This window comes from Pseudomonas oryzihabitans NBRC 102199 (assembly GCF_000730625.1).
In the GTDB taxonomy this organism is placed as follows: Bacteria; Pseudomonadota; Gammaproteobacteria; order Pseudomonadales; family Pseudomonadaceae; genus Chryseomonas; species Chryseomonas oryzihabitans.
Genome location: NZ_BBIT01000005.1, coordinates 733,880 through 749,345 on the forward strand (window position 1 = coordinate 733,880; position 15,466 = coordinate 749,345).

Consider the following 15,466-nt stretch of genomic DNA (forward strand, 5'->3'; position numbering starts at 1 on the left):
ATTTCATGGTCGGGCCGTGGGCCCGGGCCATTCGAAACGGCGGGAAAGAAGCGCGGAAGCAGGACTGGCGAGGGTTTGCGCCGCTGTCCGAGTGGTCGAAAACCGGCTCCACAGTACCTTGCATGGCGCGACAAATTACCTCTTGTCAAAAACGATTTCGGTCTCCGGAGGGTAATCGCTTTCCAGAAAAATATGGCGTAGAGTTCGAGAACTGTGTTTGCTTGGGTCGCCGTCGATCGTGACCTGAGGCGGTAGGCTTTCCGTCCACCCCTTGCTGCTCGATTCTTGTTACTCCTTGCAACTCAGTACCGGGTGCCTGGTCTATGCAACGCGCTGCCGCGCCAGCACCTGTCATAACAAACCCGTTATTCCAAGGAGCAACACCCGTCATGTCGAATCGTCAGAACGGCACCGTCAAATGGTTCAACGAAACCAAAGGCTACGGCTTCATTACTCCCGAGAGCGGTCCGGACGTGTTCGTTCACTTCCGCGCAATCGAAGGCAAAGGTTTCAAGACCCTGGCTGAAGGCCAGAAGGTCAGCTTCGAAGTCGTGCAAGGCCAGAAGGGCATGCAGGCAGAGCACGTACAGGTCATCTGACACCTGACGTCGCCCGAAGCTCACGAAAAACCCCGGCCAGGCCGGGGTTTTTCGTTTATGGCGTGTCGAGCGGTGCTATAGCCCGCTTCACTCGACGTTCTGCGCGCTCTTTTCCGGTTCGGCCGCCAGCGGCTTGACCCGGCGCCCGGTCTCCCGCGAGGCCTGCAAGAAGATCGCCGCCGCCAGCATCGAGAGCGCGCCGACGCAGAGAAAGGTCGCGCGAAAGGCGGACAGCACCTCGGTGTCGCCATAGTCGTCCTGGAAACCGCCCAGCAGGGCGGCCGCACAGGCCACGCCAAAGCTCATGGCCAGTTGCATCACCACCGACAGCAGGCTGTTGCCGCTGGCCGCCTGCTGGTCGTGCAGGTCGATGAGGGTAATGGTGTTCATGGCGGTGAACTGCATGGAATTCACCGCGCCGAGGATGCCGAGGTGGATGAGCAGCCAGACGAAGGGCGTCGAGGGACCGATCAGGGCGAGGCTGGCGATCAGGCAACCCAGTAGCAGGGTGTTGCCCACCAGCAGGCGGCGATAGCCGAGGCGCCCGATCAGCGGACCGGCGATGGGCTTGGCCAGCATCGCCGACAGCGCCAGGGGCATCATCAGCAGGCCGGCCTGGGTCGGCGAGTAGCCGAGGCCCACCTGGAACAGCAGCGGGATGAGAAAGGGCAGGGCGCCGCTGCCGAGGCGGGCGAAGAGATTGCCGAAGATGCCCACCGCGAAGCTGCGGATGCGAAACAGCTCGGCGGAGAACAGTGGCTGGTCGTGGTGCAGGGCGCGCAGCCAGTAGGCCACCATGCATGCCATGCCGGCCATCAGCAACAGCACCACCCGCACATGGGGCAGGTGCAATTCGCCGAGGCCTTCCAGGGCGATGCTGATGAGGATCATGGAAGTGCCGAAGAGCAGGAAGCCCAGGCCGTCGAAGCGTTGCGGCAGGGGGCTGCGCAGATCCGGCAGCAGGCGGCGGGTGGCCAGGCAGCCGAGGATGCCCACTGGCAGGTTGATCAGGAAGATCCAGTGCCAGGACACGGCTTCCACCAACCAGCCACCCAGGGCCGGGCCGGCCAGAGGGCCGATCAGGCCGGGAATGGTGATGAAGCTGAGGATGCGGACCAGCTCGCTGCGCGGATAGACGCGCAGGATCACCAGGCGCCCCACCGGCAGCATCAGCGAACCGCCGAGGCCCTGGATTACCCGGGCGGCGATCAGCAGGTTGAGGCTGGGCGCCAGGGCGCAGAGCAGCGAGCCAAAGGTGAAGAGGGCGATGGCGGTGAAGAAGACGCGGCGACTGCCGAAGCGATCGGAAATCCAGCCGGAGGCGGGAATCAGCAGCGCGACAGTGAGCAGGTAGGCGATCACCACCCCCTGCATGCGCAGCGGATTCTCGCCGAGGTCGGCGGCCATGCGCGGCAGGGCGGTGTTGACGATGGTCGCGTCCAGCGACTGCATGAAGAAGGCCACGGCGATCAGCCAGGGAAGCCAGCGGGCCGTGGTGGTATCCAGGGTCGGGGAGGGCATGGGAGGTCCTTGTCGAGACAGCCGACTACCCGCTCTCTGACTGTCTGGCGGCGGCAGGGTGCCCCGCTCCTTCAGCGCGAGCGGGAATCTAGCAGCGCCTCGATCCGCTGGTCCTTCTCTGCCCAGAGCGTGCTGACCCACTGCTGGAAGCCTGCGCGAAATTCCGCATCTTCGCTGTAGTCACCCGCCCAGCGCGCCGGATCCAGAGGTCGCGCGCGAATATCGATGATAACGCGTTTGACTCGTCCGCAGAGCAGGTCCCAGAAGCCGGGCACGCGACCGTCGGGATAGACCAGGGTGACGTCCAGCAGGGTGTCCAGCTGCTCGCCCATGGCGGCGAGGACGAAGGCCATGCCGCCGGCCTTGGGCTTGAGCAGGTGGCGATAGGGCGACTGCTGCTCCGCATGCTTGGCGGCGGTGAAGCGGGTGCCTTCCAGGTAGTTGACGATGGTCACCGGCTGGCGGCGGAATTTCTCGCAGGCGCGGCGGGTGATGGCCAGGTCCGCGCCCTTGAGTTCCGGGCGGCGGGCCAGCTGGGCGCGGGTGTATCTCTTCATGAAGGGGTAGTCCAGCGCCCACCAGGCGAGCCCCAGGAAGGGTACCCAGATGAGCTCCTTCTTCAGGAAGAACTTGAAATAGGGCACCTTGCCGTTGAAGGTCTCGATGAGCGCGGGGATATCGACCCAGGACTGGTGATTGCAGATGACCAGGTAGGAGCGGTCACGGCTGAGCGCCTCGGTGCCGCGGATGTCCCAGACGGTGGGGGTGAGGCGGGCGAAGATGGCCTTGTTGATCTCGGCCCAGGTCTCGGCGATGGCGGTGACCACCCGGGAGCAGAGGTCGCGCAGCGCGACAAGGGGCAGCAGCTTGATCAGGGCGAATACCAGTAGCGGACCGATCATGACCAGGGTGTTCAACAGGAGCAGCGCAGAGACGGTGATACCGGTCAGGAGGTGCATGGATTCTCTCGTCTAGAACTTGGGGCGATAGTCTTTGGCGTGACATAGCATTTTGCGATCATCCGCCTCTGGATGGCTGCTGCCGATCCGCTGCGAAGTGAACGCCATGCTCAAAAAGGTTACCAGTGCCGAGGTCTGCCTCGGCATGTACATCCACAAATTCGAAGGCAGCTGGATCGACCATCCGTTCTGGAAGGCGCGCTTCCTGCTGCAGGAGCCACGCGACCTGCAGAAGATCCAGGACAGCGCGGTGACCGCGGTGTGGATCGATATCGCCAAGGGCCTGGATTGCCGGTCCCCGAGCGAATGCTCGCCCGCCCTGGAACCGGTGGCGGTCCCTGAGCCCGTTGCCGCGTCGGTCGCTGCCCCCGCGACGCTCCCCGCTGCCGCTCCGACCCCGGAGACTGGCACCGCACCGGTCGCCGCCATCAGTTGTCCGCAGGAAATGGCGCAGGCGTCGGCGGTCAGCGCCCACGCCAAGCAGGAGGTGGCGCGGCTGTTCCAGGACGTGCGCCTGGGCCAGGCCATCGAGCTGAGCGAAGTGGCGACCGTGGTCGAGCAGATCTCGGCGTCGGTGTTGCGGCACCCCACGGCACTGATCAGCCTGACGCGGCTGCGCACGGTCGACGAGTATACCTACATCCATTCGGTGTCGGTCTGCGCCCTGATGACGGCGGTGGCGCGGCAGATGGACCTGCCGGCTGAGCAGGTGCTGCTGGCCGGTCAGGCCGGTCTGCTGCACGACGTGGGCAAGATGCGCACCCCCGTCGAGGTGCTCAACAAGCCGGGCAGGCTGACCGAGGCCGAATTCGCCGTGATGCGGCGGCATCCCGAGGAAGGCGTCGCCCTGCTGCGGCAGTGGGGCGCATCCGCGGAGGTCATCGACGTCTGCCTGCACCATCACGAGAAATTCGATGGCAGCGGCTATCCCCATGGGTTGGCCGGCAACCAGATCAGTCTGCTGTCGCGCATCGCCGCGGTCTGCGACGTCTATGACGCCGTCTCCTCGACCCGGCCCTACAAGACCGCCTGGAGTCCGGCCGAGGCGATCCGGCGCATGGCGGAGTGGAAGGGGCACTTCGATCCCCGGGTGTTCCAGGCCTTCGTCAAGACGCTGGGCATCTATCCGATCGGCTCCCTGGTGCGGCTGAGCAACGAGCAGCTGGCGGTGGTGGTCGAGCAGCACCCGGACAGCCTGCTGACCCCGCGGGTGCGGGTATTCTTTTCCGCGCGTTCGCGCACGCCGCTGCCGCAGCGGTTGCTGGATCTCGCCCGGCCGCCCGCCGACGAACGCATCGTGCGGCGGGAAGATCCGCAGGAGTGGGGCTTTCGCAATCTGGAGCGGCTCTGGCAGCAGGCCTAGCGCCGGCTCAGGGGCGGGTGGCCTGCAGCGAGGGCCGCTCGCCGGTACGGGCGTACCAGGCGGCGATGCGCGGACAGTCGCTGCGCCAGGCCCAGGTGGGGATGCGGAAGTCCAGATAGCCGAGCAGGCAGGCCATGCCCAGGCTGGCCACGTCGAATTCGCCCTCCAGTTCGGCGATGGCCTCGCGCTCGAAGTAGTCCAGCGCCCGGGCGATCTTTTCCTGCTGGTTGTCCAGCCAGAGCTTCCACTGCATGCCCGGTGGGCGCATGAAGCTCTCGTAGCGGATCTGCACCGCGGCTTCCATCATGGCGTCGCACAGCGAGGCCAGGGTCAGGCGCCGCCAGCGCTCCGGGCCCTGGCGCGGGATCAGCGGGGTGCGCGCGTGCAGGGTATCCAGGTAGTCGAGGATGACGCGGCTGTCGTGCAGGCAGGTGCCATCGGCCAGGCGCAGGGCGGGAATCTTGCCGGCGGGGTTAGTATCGAGGACGTCGCGATTGGGGTTGAGCGGCGTCTGCTGGACGATTTCCACCTCCACCTGCTCGATCAGGTCCGTCTCGTGGAGCATCACCACGACTTTGCGACCGAAGGGCGAGGCGGGAGTGTGGTACAGGATCATGGACATGGGCCGGGCTCTCCAGAAGGCAGGACTGCATTCGCTTGTGGCGAATCCCTGCACTGTAAGCCCTAGGCCGTCCCGGGTAAAAGATGGCCTTGGTCGTAGGTGGCCGGATCAGGCCAGGCCGGGTAGCTCGACGTATACCCCCAGCCCGCGTCCCTGCAGGCCTTCGCCCAGGTGCAGGCTGCCGCCATGGATTTCGACGATGCGCTTGACGATGGGCAGCCCCAGGCCGCTGCCGACGTTCTGGCCAGCGCTCTCGCTGCGGTAGAAACGAGTGAAGATCACCGCCCGTTCTTCCGGACTGACCCCGGGGCCGCTGTCGCAGACGTCGATACGTACCTGGCCGGGCACCTCCTCGACGACCCGGACCAGCACCTGGCCGCCGCTGGGGGTATAGCGGATGGCGTTGCCGACCAGGTTGGTGAGCAGCACGCCCAGCCAGGTGGGAATACCCGACAGCTTGACCTCCTGATCCTCCAGCACTAGGTCGATGTTCTTCTCGATGGCCAGGGGCGCGAGTTCCGACAGGGTATCCGCTGCCAGCCGGCCGAGATGGACGGGGACGAACTGCTCCTGCAGGGCGCCGCTGTCCAGCCGCGCCAGGAGCAGGATCTGCTCCATCAGCTGGCTGATGCGTTCGGCGCTGCGACGCACCTGCACCAGGCCGCGGGCATGGGCCTGGGGATCGCTGGATCTCAGGGCGACCTGGGTATGGGTCAGCAGACTGGCGAGGGGGGTGCGGATCTCGTGGGCGGCGTCGCTGGTCAGCCGGCGCTCCGCCTCCAGGGCCCCGTCCAGGCGTTCCAGCAGGGCGTTGATCTCCTCCACCAGGACCGCGGCTTCCAGCGGCACCCGGCTCAGCGGCAACGGCTCCAGACGCTGGGCGGAGCGCTGCTTGATCTGCGCGGCCAGCTGGCGCAGGGGCTCCAGACCGCGGGTGACGCCGAACCAGATGAGGGCGGCCAGCACCGGCAGGGCCAGGGCCAGGGGAAACAGCGAGCCGAGCAGCAGCAGGTTGGTGGCGCCGCGGCGATCGGCCAGGTTTTCGTAGATCCAGATGCGCCCCTCGCCGCTGCTCAGCCGCAACACGCGCCAGTGCTGCCCCTCGGCCAGCAGGCTGCTGAAGCCGGGCGGCTGGTCGGCCAGACCGGCCGGCGGCGCCGGGGTGCCGAGGCGCTGGTCGCCGGCCTGCAGCAGATAGCCCAGGGCGTTGCGCCGCTTGAACAGCGGCAGGTCGGCGATGGCTGTGCGGCTTCGCTCCAGGGCCCGGGCCGCGGGCGGCAGACTGCGGTCACCGCCCTCGCCCAGGGTGGCCAGGTGCAGGGCGGCCGAGCCGAAGTCGAGCATGTCCTCGTCGGCCAGGCGATTCACCTGGCGCAGGACCAGCTGGTAGGTCACTAGGGCGGCGATCAGCCAGCAGGCGAAGATGCCGCACAGCAGCAGCGTCAGCAGCCGCCGGCGCAGCGAGACGGCTGGGCCGTCGGTCATGGAGCCGGCCGCTCGGGCTGGTCGATGCCGTAGCCGATGCCGCGCACGGTGCGGATCAGGCTGGTGCCGAGCTTGCGTCTGAGGTGATGGATATGGACCTCGATGGCGTTGCTCTCGACGTCACCGTCCCAGCCATAGAGCGCCTGCTCCAGGCGATTGCGCGAGAGCACCTTGCCCATGTTTTCCAGCAGCAGGCGCAGCAGGGCGTATTCCCGCGGTGCCAGCTCCACCGGCTGGCCGGCCAGGGTCACCCGGTGGGTGGCCGGATCGACCCGCAGCTCGTTGTGCTCCAGTTGCGGCAGGGCCCGGCCGGCGCTGCGGCGGGTGAGGGCGCGGACCCGGGCGAGCAGTTCGTCCAGGTCGAAGGGTTTGGTCAGGTAGTCGTCGGCGCCGGTGTCCAGGCCGGTGACCCGGTCGGTGACCTTGTCGCGGGCGGTGAGGATCAGCACTGGGGTGGCGTCGCCGCGCTTGCGCAGCGCGGCCAGGACCTCGAGTCCCGAGCGGCGGGGCAGGCCGATGTCGAGCACCACCAGATCGAAGGGATCGGTTTCCAGCGCCGCCTGGGCGGCCTGGCCATCGGTCACCCAGTCGACGGTATCGCCTTCCAGGGCCAGGCCGGCGCGGATGCCGTCGCCCAGCAGCATGTCGTCTTCGGCCAGCAGTATTCTCATCGGATTTTCCCAGGCGGTTGAGCGGTTTTACCGCTCCGGGCCGGCCTCGGCAAGAGCGGTGACCATCTCCAGGATGGTCAGCCTCCAGCCTAGGCCAGGGCGCTTAAGGCCGGATTAACACGGCTCAGGGACGCTGGGCGCTGACCCGCCAGATCGTATTGCCGACATCGTCGGCCACCAGCAGGCCGCCGTGACCATCGTTGACCACCCCGACCGGACGTCCCTGGGCCTCTTCCTTGCCATTGAGGAAGCCGGTCAGCAGGTCGCGCGGCGGGCCGCTGGGCTTGCCGTTCTGGAAGGGCACGAAGACGACCTTGTAGCCGCTCTTGGGATCGCGATTCCAGGAGCCGTGCTGGCCGACGAACATGCCCTGGCGAAACGCCGTCGGCAACTCGCTGTCGGCGCTCGCGAAGGCCAGGCCCAGGGAGGCGGTGTGGGTACCCAGGGCGTAGTCCGGGGTCAGCGCCTTGGCCACCAGATCCGGGCGGGGCGGCTGTACCCGGCTGTCCACGGTCTTGCCCCAGTAGCTGTAGGGCCAGCCATAGAAGCCGCCGTCCTGCACCGAGGTGGCATAGTCCGGCACCAGGTCGCTGCCGATCTCGTCGCGTTCGTTGACCACCGTCCACAGTTTGCCGGTGGTGGGCTCCCAGTCCAGCCCATTGGGGTTGCGCAGACCGGTGGCGAACAGGCGTTTCTGGCCGCTGGCGCGATCTAGCTCCCAGATGGCGGCGCGGCCTTCCTCGATATCCAGGCCGTTTTCGCCGACGTTGCTGTTGGAGCCCACGGTGAGATAGAGCTTCTTGCCGTCGCGGCTGGCGATGACGTTCTTGGTCCAGTGGTGATTGATGCCCGCCGGTAGCTCGGTGACCGTCACCGGCTGGCCTTCCAGGCGAGTCGCACCGGGGCGATAGGAGAAGCGCACCAGGGCATCGGCATTGGCGACATAAAAGTCCTCGCCCACCAGCACCATGCCGAACGGCGAATGCAGCTGTTCGGCGAAGACGGTGCGGGTCTCGGCGACGCCATCGCCGTCGGCATCGCGCAACAGGGTGATGCGGTCGGCGCTGGGCACCCCGGCGCCGGCCTTCTTCATGAACAGACCCGCGATCCAGTTCTTGATCCCGGGAAAGCCCTCGCGCTTGGGCGCATTGCTTTCCGCCACCAGCACATCGCCATTGGGCAGCACATAGAGCCAGCGCGGATGGTCCAGGCCACGGGCGAAGGCCTGGACCTGGGTGCCGGGCGCGGCAGTGGGCTTGCCGCCTTCGGGCCAGCCGACCGCCGGGGCCACGTTGATGGTCGGCAGCAGTGTCTTGTGGGGTTCCGGCAGGGTCGGCGTCGGCCCATAGCCGGCTTCGCGCTGCAGGCGCGCGGTCTCGCCGCAGCCGAGCAGGGTCACGGCGGCCAGGGTCAGGGCCAGGGTACGCAAGGGATGGGGCGTGCTCAGGGGCATGGCAGGGCTCTCGCGAGGGGCTCGCAGGATAGAGCCCGGCTGCCGGCGAACGTTCCTGGGCCGGCCCCATGGCCACCCTGGGCATCTGTGCAGCCCGGTTTTGAAAATGACTCTTTTTACCAAGTCGGTCTTTTTGAGTGCTCGGGCGCTGCGCTCGTTCTTTCACGGATACGGAAAGTCCTGCCGATTCAAGGTGTTAGCGGGACTGCACCGAGGTCTGCGGAAAAGCGCCGGCTATCTGACGTAAATCAAAGCGTAACCATCTGTTTTTGAACGAAAAAATTCACTAAAGCTGGCGCAGCTGACGCCGATAGCTGCCCCAACAATGACGACGAAGTCGCACCCAGTGGCGCCGCAAGCGGACGCGGTCGCCTGAACTCGCCTACGCCAGGACCCGCTAGCTTGCGGGGGCGGGGAGTCTTTCTTTTCACAGGTGCAGTCATGCAATCCCTTACCCGGCGCTTGCGCCAGTTTTCCCTGCGGCTGGCCGGTACCCTGGCCCTGAGCAGCGCACTCCTGGGTTCGGCCCAGGCGGTCGACCTGGTCGGTCTCAACTTCTCCGGTGCCGGCTTCGCCAGCCAGGTGCTACCCGGCCTCAACAACCGCAACTACATCTTTCCCAGCGAACAGCACTTCAAGGACTGGAGCGCCAAGGGCATCAAGCTGGTGCGCTTTCCGATCATCTGGGAGCGCATCCAGCCCAACCTGAATTCGATGCTGGATCCGGACTATGGCGCCCTGGTCACCCAGACGCTGAATTACGCCCAGAAGTATGGCGTCAAGGTGATCCTCGACCTGCACAACTATGCGCGCTATCGCGGCGAGGTGATCGGCGCGGGCAAGGTCACCTACTTCAACTACTGGGACGTGACCTATCGCCTGGCCTTCCGCTTCGGCAAGCACCCGGCGCTCTTCGGTTACGACATCATGAACGAGCCCCACGACGCCGTGGCCTTCTGGCCGACCGCCGCCCAGCACGGCATCAACGGCATCCGTACCGTGGACAGCGTCCACCCCATCATCGTCGAGGGCAACGGCTGGTCCAGCGCCGCGCGCTGGCCGCAGTGGAACGATCCGCTGCTGGCGCTCAAGGACCCGGCCAACAAGCTGATCTTTTCCGCCCACGTCTATTTCGACAATGACGGTGGCGGCCAGTACGCCAGCAAGGACATGAGCGGCTTCGACCCCATGGTCGGGGTGAATCGCGTCAAGCCCTTCGTCGACTGGCTGAAGAAGAACGGCAAGCAGGGCTACATCGGCGAATTCGGCGTGCCGGACGACGATCCGCGCTGGCTGGTGGCCATGGACAACATGCTGGCCTATCTCAAGCAGCACTGCATTCCGGCCAGCTACTGGGCCGCCGGTCCCGGCTGGGGCAACTACAACCTGGCGGTGGAACCCATCAACGGCGTGGATCGACCCCAGTGGGCGACCCTGAAGAAGTACGTCGACAGCAGCAGCTGCGCGAGCATCGGCCCCAAATAAGCCCGGCCAGCGATGGCGGTCCCCGGGGTCGGCAGGCTACCCTTGCCTTTTAACCGTGCCAGCCCCGAGGACCTCTCATGAGCCAGATTCCCGCCGACCTGCGTTATGCCGCCAGCCACGAATGGGCCCGTCTGGAAGCCGACGGTAGCGTGACCGTCGGCATTTCCGACCATGCCCAGGAAGCCCTGGGCGATGTGGTCTTCATCGAACTGCCGGAAGTCGGCAAGACCCTCGCCGCCGGTGACCAGGCCGGGGTGGTGGAATCGGTGAAGGCGGCCTCGGACATCTATGCCCCGGTGGGTGGCGAGGTGATCGCCGTCAACGAGGCCCTGGCCGACGCCCCCGAGCAGGTCAATGGCGAGCCCTATGGCGCCTGGTTCTTCAAGCTCAAGCCGCAGGATGCGGCCGAGCTGGACAAGCTGCTCGACGCCGACGGCTATCGCGCCGCCAGCGAGAGCTGAGGCGCCATCCGCCGCCCGGATCCCGGGCAAAAAAGAACCCCGCGCGGCGTGGCCGGCGGGGTTCTTTTTTTGCCTGGCCCTTACTGGGTCAGGATACGCATGGCGAGATCGCTGTCGCTGGCCTTGAGGCCAGGCTCGGCGGCGCGCATGTCGCGCAGCGCGGCTTCCAGGTAGGGGCCACGGATCTGGCCATTGCTGGCCAGGTAGGAGCTGGCGTCGTCCTGGGTGGCGGCGACGATCTTGTGGTCGTCACGGCTGGTGGTATAGAACGAGCCCGAGGTCGCCCCGAGGGTCGCGGCATGCCGCCAGAACCGGGCATCCGCGTTGGCGGCGGTGGTCGCGGCCAGCAGCGGCAGGCCGATCAGGGAAACCAGAGCAAGCTTCTTCAGGCGCATGGATGAGATCTCCTTCTTGAGGTTTCCTATAGAGAGCTCAGACGTCCTTCGAGTTCCAGCGCCCTGTGCCGGCTTCTTCGCCGGCGCCTAGTGCTGGATCATGCTGTGGATGCGCTCCGCCAGGGCATCGATGTCGAAGGGCTTGATCAGCATGTCCATGTTCTCGCCGAGGAATTCGCCGCGCACCTTGGCGTTCTTGGCATAGCCGGTGATGAACAGCACCTTGAGCTCGGGACGCCGACCACGGGCGATCTCGGCGAGCTGGCGGCCGTTCATGCCGGGCAGGCCGACGTCGCTGATGAGCAGGTCCAGCCGCTGATCGCTCTCGATGATCGGCAGGGCGCCATCGGCATCGCTCGCCTCCAGCGCGGTGTAGCCCAGCTCCGCGAGCACCTCCAGCACGATCATGCGCACCGCGTATTCGTCCTCCACCACCAGCACGGTCTGGCCGGCTTCGGCGCGGGGCGCGACCTTGAGCGTCGGTTGATCGGTGGCGGCGGCCGCCACCTCCGGATGGCGCGGCAGATAGAGACTGATGGTGGTGCCCTGGCCCTGTTCGGTGTCGATGCGCGCGGTGCCGCCGGACTGCTTGACGAAGCCGTAGATCATCGACAGGCCGAGCCCCGTGCCCTGGCCGGCCGGCTTGGTGGTGAAGAAGGGTTCGAAGGCCTTGGCCTTGACCTCCGGTGGCATGCCGGTGCCGGTGTCGGCCACGCTCAGGCGCACATAGTCGCCCGGCGTCAGGGATTCGCGGGCCGCCGCCTCGGCGTCGAGGCTGAGGTTGGCGGTGGCGATGCACAGCTCGCCGCCGGCGGGCATGGCGTCGCGGCCATTGATGACCAGGTTGAGCAGGGCGTTTTCCAGCTGGTGGGTATCGCTGTGGGCCAGCCAGGCGACCGGCGCCAGATCCAGGCGCAGGGCGACGTTTTCGCCCACGGTGCGCACCAGCAGGTCCTGCAGCGAGGCGACCAGCTGGTGGACGTCCACCGGCTGCGGGTCCAGGGTCTGGCGGCGGGCGAAGGCCAGCAGCCGGTGGGTGAGGGCGGCGGCACGGTCGGCCGAATTGACCGCCGCGTTGATGTAGCGATCCAGATCCTGGGTGCGGCCGTTGGCGATGCGCAGACGGATCAGGTCGAGGGCGCCGACGATGCCGGTGAGCATGTTGTTGAAGTCGTGGGCGATGCCGCCGGTGAGCTGGCCGATGGCTTCCATCTTCTGCGACTGGCGCAGGGCTTCCTCGGTGCGCTCGCGTTCGTAGATCTCGGCGATCAGCCGCGCATGACTGCGCCCCAGTTCCTGGGTGCGTTCGGCGATGCGCTGCTCCAGCTGGTCGGTGGTCTGCCGTGCCTCGGTGACGTCCACGCCACAGCCCACCAGGCCATGGAATTCGCCGTCGAGCTCCAGGCGCGGGGTGCCCTCCAGGCGCAGCCAGCGCCATTCGCCCTGGGCATTGCGCACCCGCACCTCGGCACGCAGCGCGCTGTGGGTGGCGACGGCCTGCTTGAAGGCGCCCTCGAAGGCCGGGCATTCGCTGTCCGGCAGCAGGGCGCTCCAGCCCTGGTCGTGCAGATCGGCGTCGTGCAGATCGAATTCGCTGGCGAAGCGCTGGTTGACGAATTGCAGCTGGCCGTCGGCGTCGCAGGCCCAGATCAGCACCGGGGCGCTGTCGGCCATGAGCCGGAAGCGGCCCTCGCTCTCGCGCTGGGCGTCCTGGGAGCGCTGCCGGCAGATGGCCGACCAGAGCCGGTCGGTGACGTCGCGCAGAAATTGCACCTCGCCTTCCGTCCACAACCGGGCGCGCTGATCATGGGCGACGAACAGCGCGCGCAGGCGACCGTCTTCATAGAGCGGGATGTCCACCAGCGCCGCGATCTCCAGATCGAGCAGGCGCTGCGCATTGGCCTGGGCGCGCGGGTCCTGGCTGACGTCGTCGATCACCAGGGGCGCTTCGCCCTCCTGGCTGCCCAGGCTGTCGGGGGCGAGCAGCGGATAGGCCAGGGCCTGGTCGAAGTGGCCGTTGGACGTCCACATCTGGTGCGGGACGAAGGTGCCGCGACTCTCGTCCAGACGGGCATAGCCGACGCGGCGCAGGCCCAGTCGGGTACCCACCAGTTCCAGGGCCGCGGCCACCCCGGCGCTTTCCGGGTCGCCTTCGCGCAGGCGGTCGCCCAGTTCGATGAGGGCGTGCTGGCGGGCTTCGGCGGCGCGGCGCTCCTCGATCTGCCGGCGCAGCTGGCGATTGGTCTCGCTGATGCGATCGGCGTCATGGCGTTCGCGGGTGATGTCGCGGGCGATGCCCACCAGCCGCCGCTGACCGCCGGGCTCCAGGCGTTCGCGGCCGCGGATGCTCAGCCACACCGGCTCGCCCTGGCGCGGACTGCGCACGCGAAAGGTCAGCCGCAGGTCATAGGCATTGCCGCCGCCCTGGATGGCCGCGCTGACATAGGCCCGCACCCGGGGCGCGTCGGCGGGGTGCAGGGCGCGCAGCAGCGCCGCGCCGCGCAGGGTGCAGCGGCGCTCCGTGGCGCCGACCAGATGGGCGAGGCGCGAATCCCAGCTGATCAGATCGCGGTCGATGTCATAGTCCCAGACGCCCAGGTCGGCCACGTCCATGGCCAGGGCGATGCGCTGCTCGGCCAGACGCAGGGCGTCGGCTGCGGCGGTGCGCTCGATGACGATGCGGATGCGCTCGGCCACCTCGCGTACCAGGGCGACGTCGCCGATGGTCCAGTGGCGGGGCGTGTCGGCATAGAGGAACAGCAGACCCACCAGCTGTTCTTCGGCGAGCAGGGGCACCACCAGGCCGGCGCGCACGCCATGCTCCACCAACTGGGTGCGCATCTCGCCCAGGCGACTGTCCTGGGTGCTGTCTTCCACGCTGACGATGATGCCGCGGCGCAGCTCCTCCACCGCCGAGGTGTGCCAGTGCGCCAGGCTGGGCAGGTTGAGACGGTGGGTTCGGCCCTGTTCGAGCCAGTCGCTGTCGATGGTCAGGCTGCCGTCGCGGCCGACCCGGGCATAGCCGATGCGCTGCACGGCGAGCAGGTGGCCGAGGCTGTCGCCCAGTACCGAGGCGACTTCGCCGGTGTGGGTCACGCCATGCAGCAGGTCGCCCAGTTCGAGCAAAAAGCGCTGGCGGTCATGGCTGCGGATGCGTTCGCTGAGGTCGACGAAGGTGCAGATGGCGCCCTGGACCTCGCCGTCGCGCCAGAGCGGCTGGGCGCGCCATTCCACCGGCAGCAGACTGCCGTCCTCGCGCAGCAGGGCGTCGGCGGACAGGTGCAGGGTGGCGCCTTCGCTGGCGGCGCGCTGCAGGGCCCGGGCGCCATCTTCGCTGCGGGCGGAGCTGAGCCGGGTGTCCAGGCGCTCGCCGAGGATGTCGCGGTCCTCGGGCAGGCCGAGCATCTGCCGGAAAGCGCGGTTGCAGAGGGTGGCACGGCCCTGGCGATCCAGGGCGCAGAAGCCCTCGTGGGTCGATTCGAGCAGCAGGTGGGCGAAGGCCTCGCTCTCCCGCAGCGCCGTTTCCGCCCGCTTGCGGCTGTCGATGTCCTGGGCCACGCCCACCCAATGCTCGATCTCGCCGCTGGCATTTGTGAAGGGCATGGTGCGGGTTTCGAACCAGCGATAGTGACCCTCGGCATCGCGCAGCTGCAATTCCAGGCTGCCGGCGACGCGTTGCTCGCGCACCTCGCGCCAGCGCCGCAACAGCTGCGGACGCTGCTCGGGATGGATGGCGCCGGCCCAGAGATCGGGGTCGGCGACCACGCTGGCCGGACTCAGGCCGCTGTATTCGTACCAGTAGCGATTGGCGTATTCGAAGCTGCCATCGGGCCGCGCGAACCAGATGATCTGCGGATTGACGTCCATCAGCGCGCGGTAGTGGGTTTCGTCGAGGGTGCTGTGCCGCGCCGGCGAGGCCGCCTGCAGCCGCGTCTCGAACAGGCGCAGCACCTGGCGCGCCAGGCGTTCGAGGCCGCTCAGGCGTGCGGCGTTCAGCTCGCGCGGTTGCCAGTCGAGCACGCAGAGGGTGCCGAGAAAGACGCCTTCGGCCGTCCGCAGCGGGGCGCCGGCATAGAATCTCAGCCCGGCCGGATCGGTCACCAGGGGATTGTCGATAAAGCGCGGATCCTGGCTCAGGTCCTCGATCTGCCGCGCCTCCCGGGCATCGTGCAGGTGCTGGCAGAAGGACAGCGCCAGGGGAATTTCCGCCACGCCCAGGCCGCGTTCGGCGATGAACAGCTGCTGCTCCTCGCCAAGCAGGTTGACCGCGGCGATGGGCGTCTCGCAGAGGGTGGCCGCCAGTTCCACCAGGTCGTCGAGGGCCGGCTCCGGCTGGCCGTCGAGCAGGCCGCAGGTGGCCAGGAGCGCCTGGCGGCGACGGCGCTGCTCGGCGTCCTCGGCACCCACGGCAGGGTTCACGACGGTTGTCTGCACGGCTGGCTATCCTTGTTC

12 protein-coding genes are annotated in these 15,466 nt (G+C 67.5%); 4 read left to right on the plus strand and 8 right to left on the minus strand.

Annotated features, from left to right (window positions below; translation table 11 throughout):
* Nucleotides 1-389: 389 nt before the first annotated feature.
* Nucleotides 390-599, plus strand: a complete 210-nt coding sequence (locus POR01S_RS09620; protein ID WP_007161279.1) for a cold-shock protein — start codon at nt 390-392, stop codon at nt 597-599.
* A gap of 87 nt (nt 600-686) precedes the next feature.
* Here POR01S_RS09620 and mdtD read toward each other — a convergent pair whose 3' ends face one another.
* Together mdtD and yihG are read right to left on the minus strand one after the other, a co-directional pair.
* Nucleotides 687-2,120, minus strand: a complete 1,434-nt coding sequence (gene mdtD, locus POR01S_RS09625; protein WP_007161278.1) for a multidrug transporter subunit MdtD — start codon at nt 2,118-2,120, stop codon at nt 687-689.
* A gap of 71 nt (nt 2,121-2,191) precedes the next feature.
* Nucleotides 2,192-3,079 carry a 1-acylglycerol-3-phosphate O-acyltransferase, YihG family gene (gene yihG, locus POR01S_RS09630; RefSeq protein WP_027598239.1) on the minus strand — a complete coding sequence of 296 codons (888 nt, stop codon included), beginning with the start codon at nt 3,077-3,079 and terminating at the stop codon, nt 2,192-2,194.
* Nucleotides 3,080-3,185: 106 nt separating this feature from the next.
* On the opposite strand from yihG, the gene POR01S_RS09635 reads away from it, so the two are divergent.
* A complete protein-coding gene (locus POR01S_RS09635) occupies nt 3,186-4,442 on the plus strand; it encodes a cyclic di-GMP phosphodiesterase (RefSeq protein WP_037007636.1) in 1,257 nt (418 codons plus the stop codon).
* A gap of 7 nt (nt 4,443-4,449) precedes the next feature.
* Here POR01S_RS09635 and POR01S_RS09640 read toward each other — a convergent pair whose 3' ends face one another.
* From POR01S_RS09640 to POR01S_RS09655, 4 genes are all read right to left on the minus strand, one after another.
* Nucleotides 4,450-5,064, minus strand: a complete 615-nt coding sequence (locus POR01S_RS09640) for a glutathione S-transferase family protein (protein ID WP_037007333.1) — start codon at nt 5,062-5,064, stop codon at nt 4,450-4,452.
* A gap of 108 nt (nt 5,065-5,172) precedes the next feature.
* Nucleotides 5,173-6,549 carry a sensor histidine kinase gene (locus POR01S_RS09645; protein ID WP_042135380.1) on the minus strand — a complete coding sequence of 459 codons (1,377 nt, stop codon included), beginning with the start codon at nt 6,547-6,549 and terminating at the stop codon, nt 5,173-5,175.
* The gene (locus POR01S_RS09650) at nt 6,546-7,220 is read right to left on the minus strand and encodes a response regulator (RefSeq protein ID WP_027598241.1); all 675 of its coding nucleotides are present in this window, start codon (nt 7,218-7,220) and stop codon (nt 6,546-6,548) included. The genes POR01S_RS09645 and POR01S_RS09650 overlap by 4 nt, the downstream gene beginning before the upstream one ends.
* Nucleotides 7,221-7,344: 124 nt before the next feature.
* A complete protein-coding gene (locus POR01S_RS09655) occupies nt 7,345-8,673 on the minus strand; it encodes a PQQ-dependent sugar dehydrogenase (protein ID WP_115945151.1) in 1,329 nt (442 codons plus the stop codon).
* A gap of 441 nt (nt 8,674-9,114) precedes the next feature.
* Between POR01S_RS09655 and POR01S_RS09660 the strand changes: the two genes are divergently transcribed.
* On the plus strand, nt 9,115-10,158 hold the full coding sequence (locus POR01S_RS09660) for a glycoside hydrolase family 5 protein (protein WP_027598243.1): 1,044 nt from the start codon (nt 9,115-9,117) through the stop codon (nt 10,156-10,158).
* A gap of 77 nt (nt 10,159-10,235) precedes the next feature.
* On the plus strand, nt 10,236-10,619 hold the full coding sequence (gene gcvH, locus POR01S_RS09665) for a glycine cleavage system protein GcvH (RefSeq protein WP_007161270.1): 384 nt from the start codon (nt 10,236-10,238) through the stop codon (nt 10,617-10,619).
* A gap of 80 nt (nt 10,620-10,699) precedes the next feature.
* Here the strand turns inward: gcvH and POR01S_RS09670 are convergent, their stop codons facing one another.
* The gene (locus tag POR01S_RS09670) at nt 10,700-11,014 is read right to left on the minus strand and encodes a DUF2388 domain-containing protein (RefSeq protein ID WP_007161269.1); all 315 of its coding nucleotides are present in this window, start codon (nt 11,012-11,014) and stop codon (nt 10,700-10,702) included.
* 87 nt (nt 11,015-11,101) lie between these two features.
* A complete protein-coding gene (locus tag POR01S_RS09675) occupies nt 11,102-15,448 on the minus strand; it encodes a PAS domain S-box protein (protein ID WP_042135383.1) in 4,347 nt (1,448 codons plus the stop codon).
* Between the last annotated feature and the right edge of the window lie 18 nt (nt 15,449-15,466).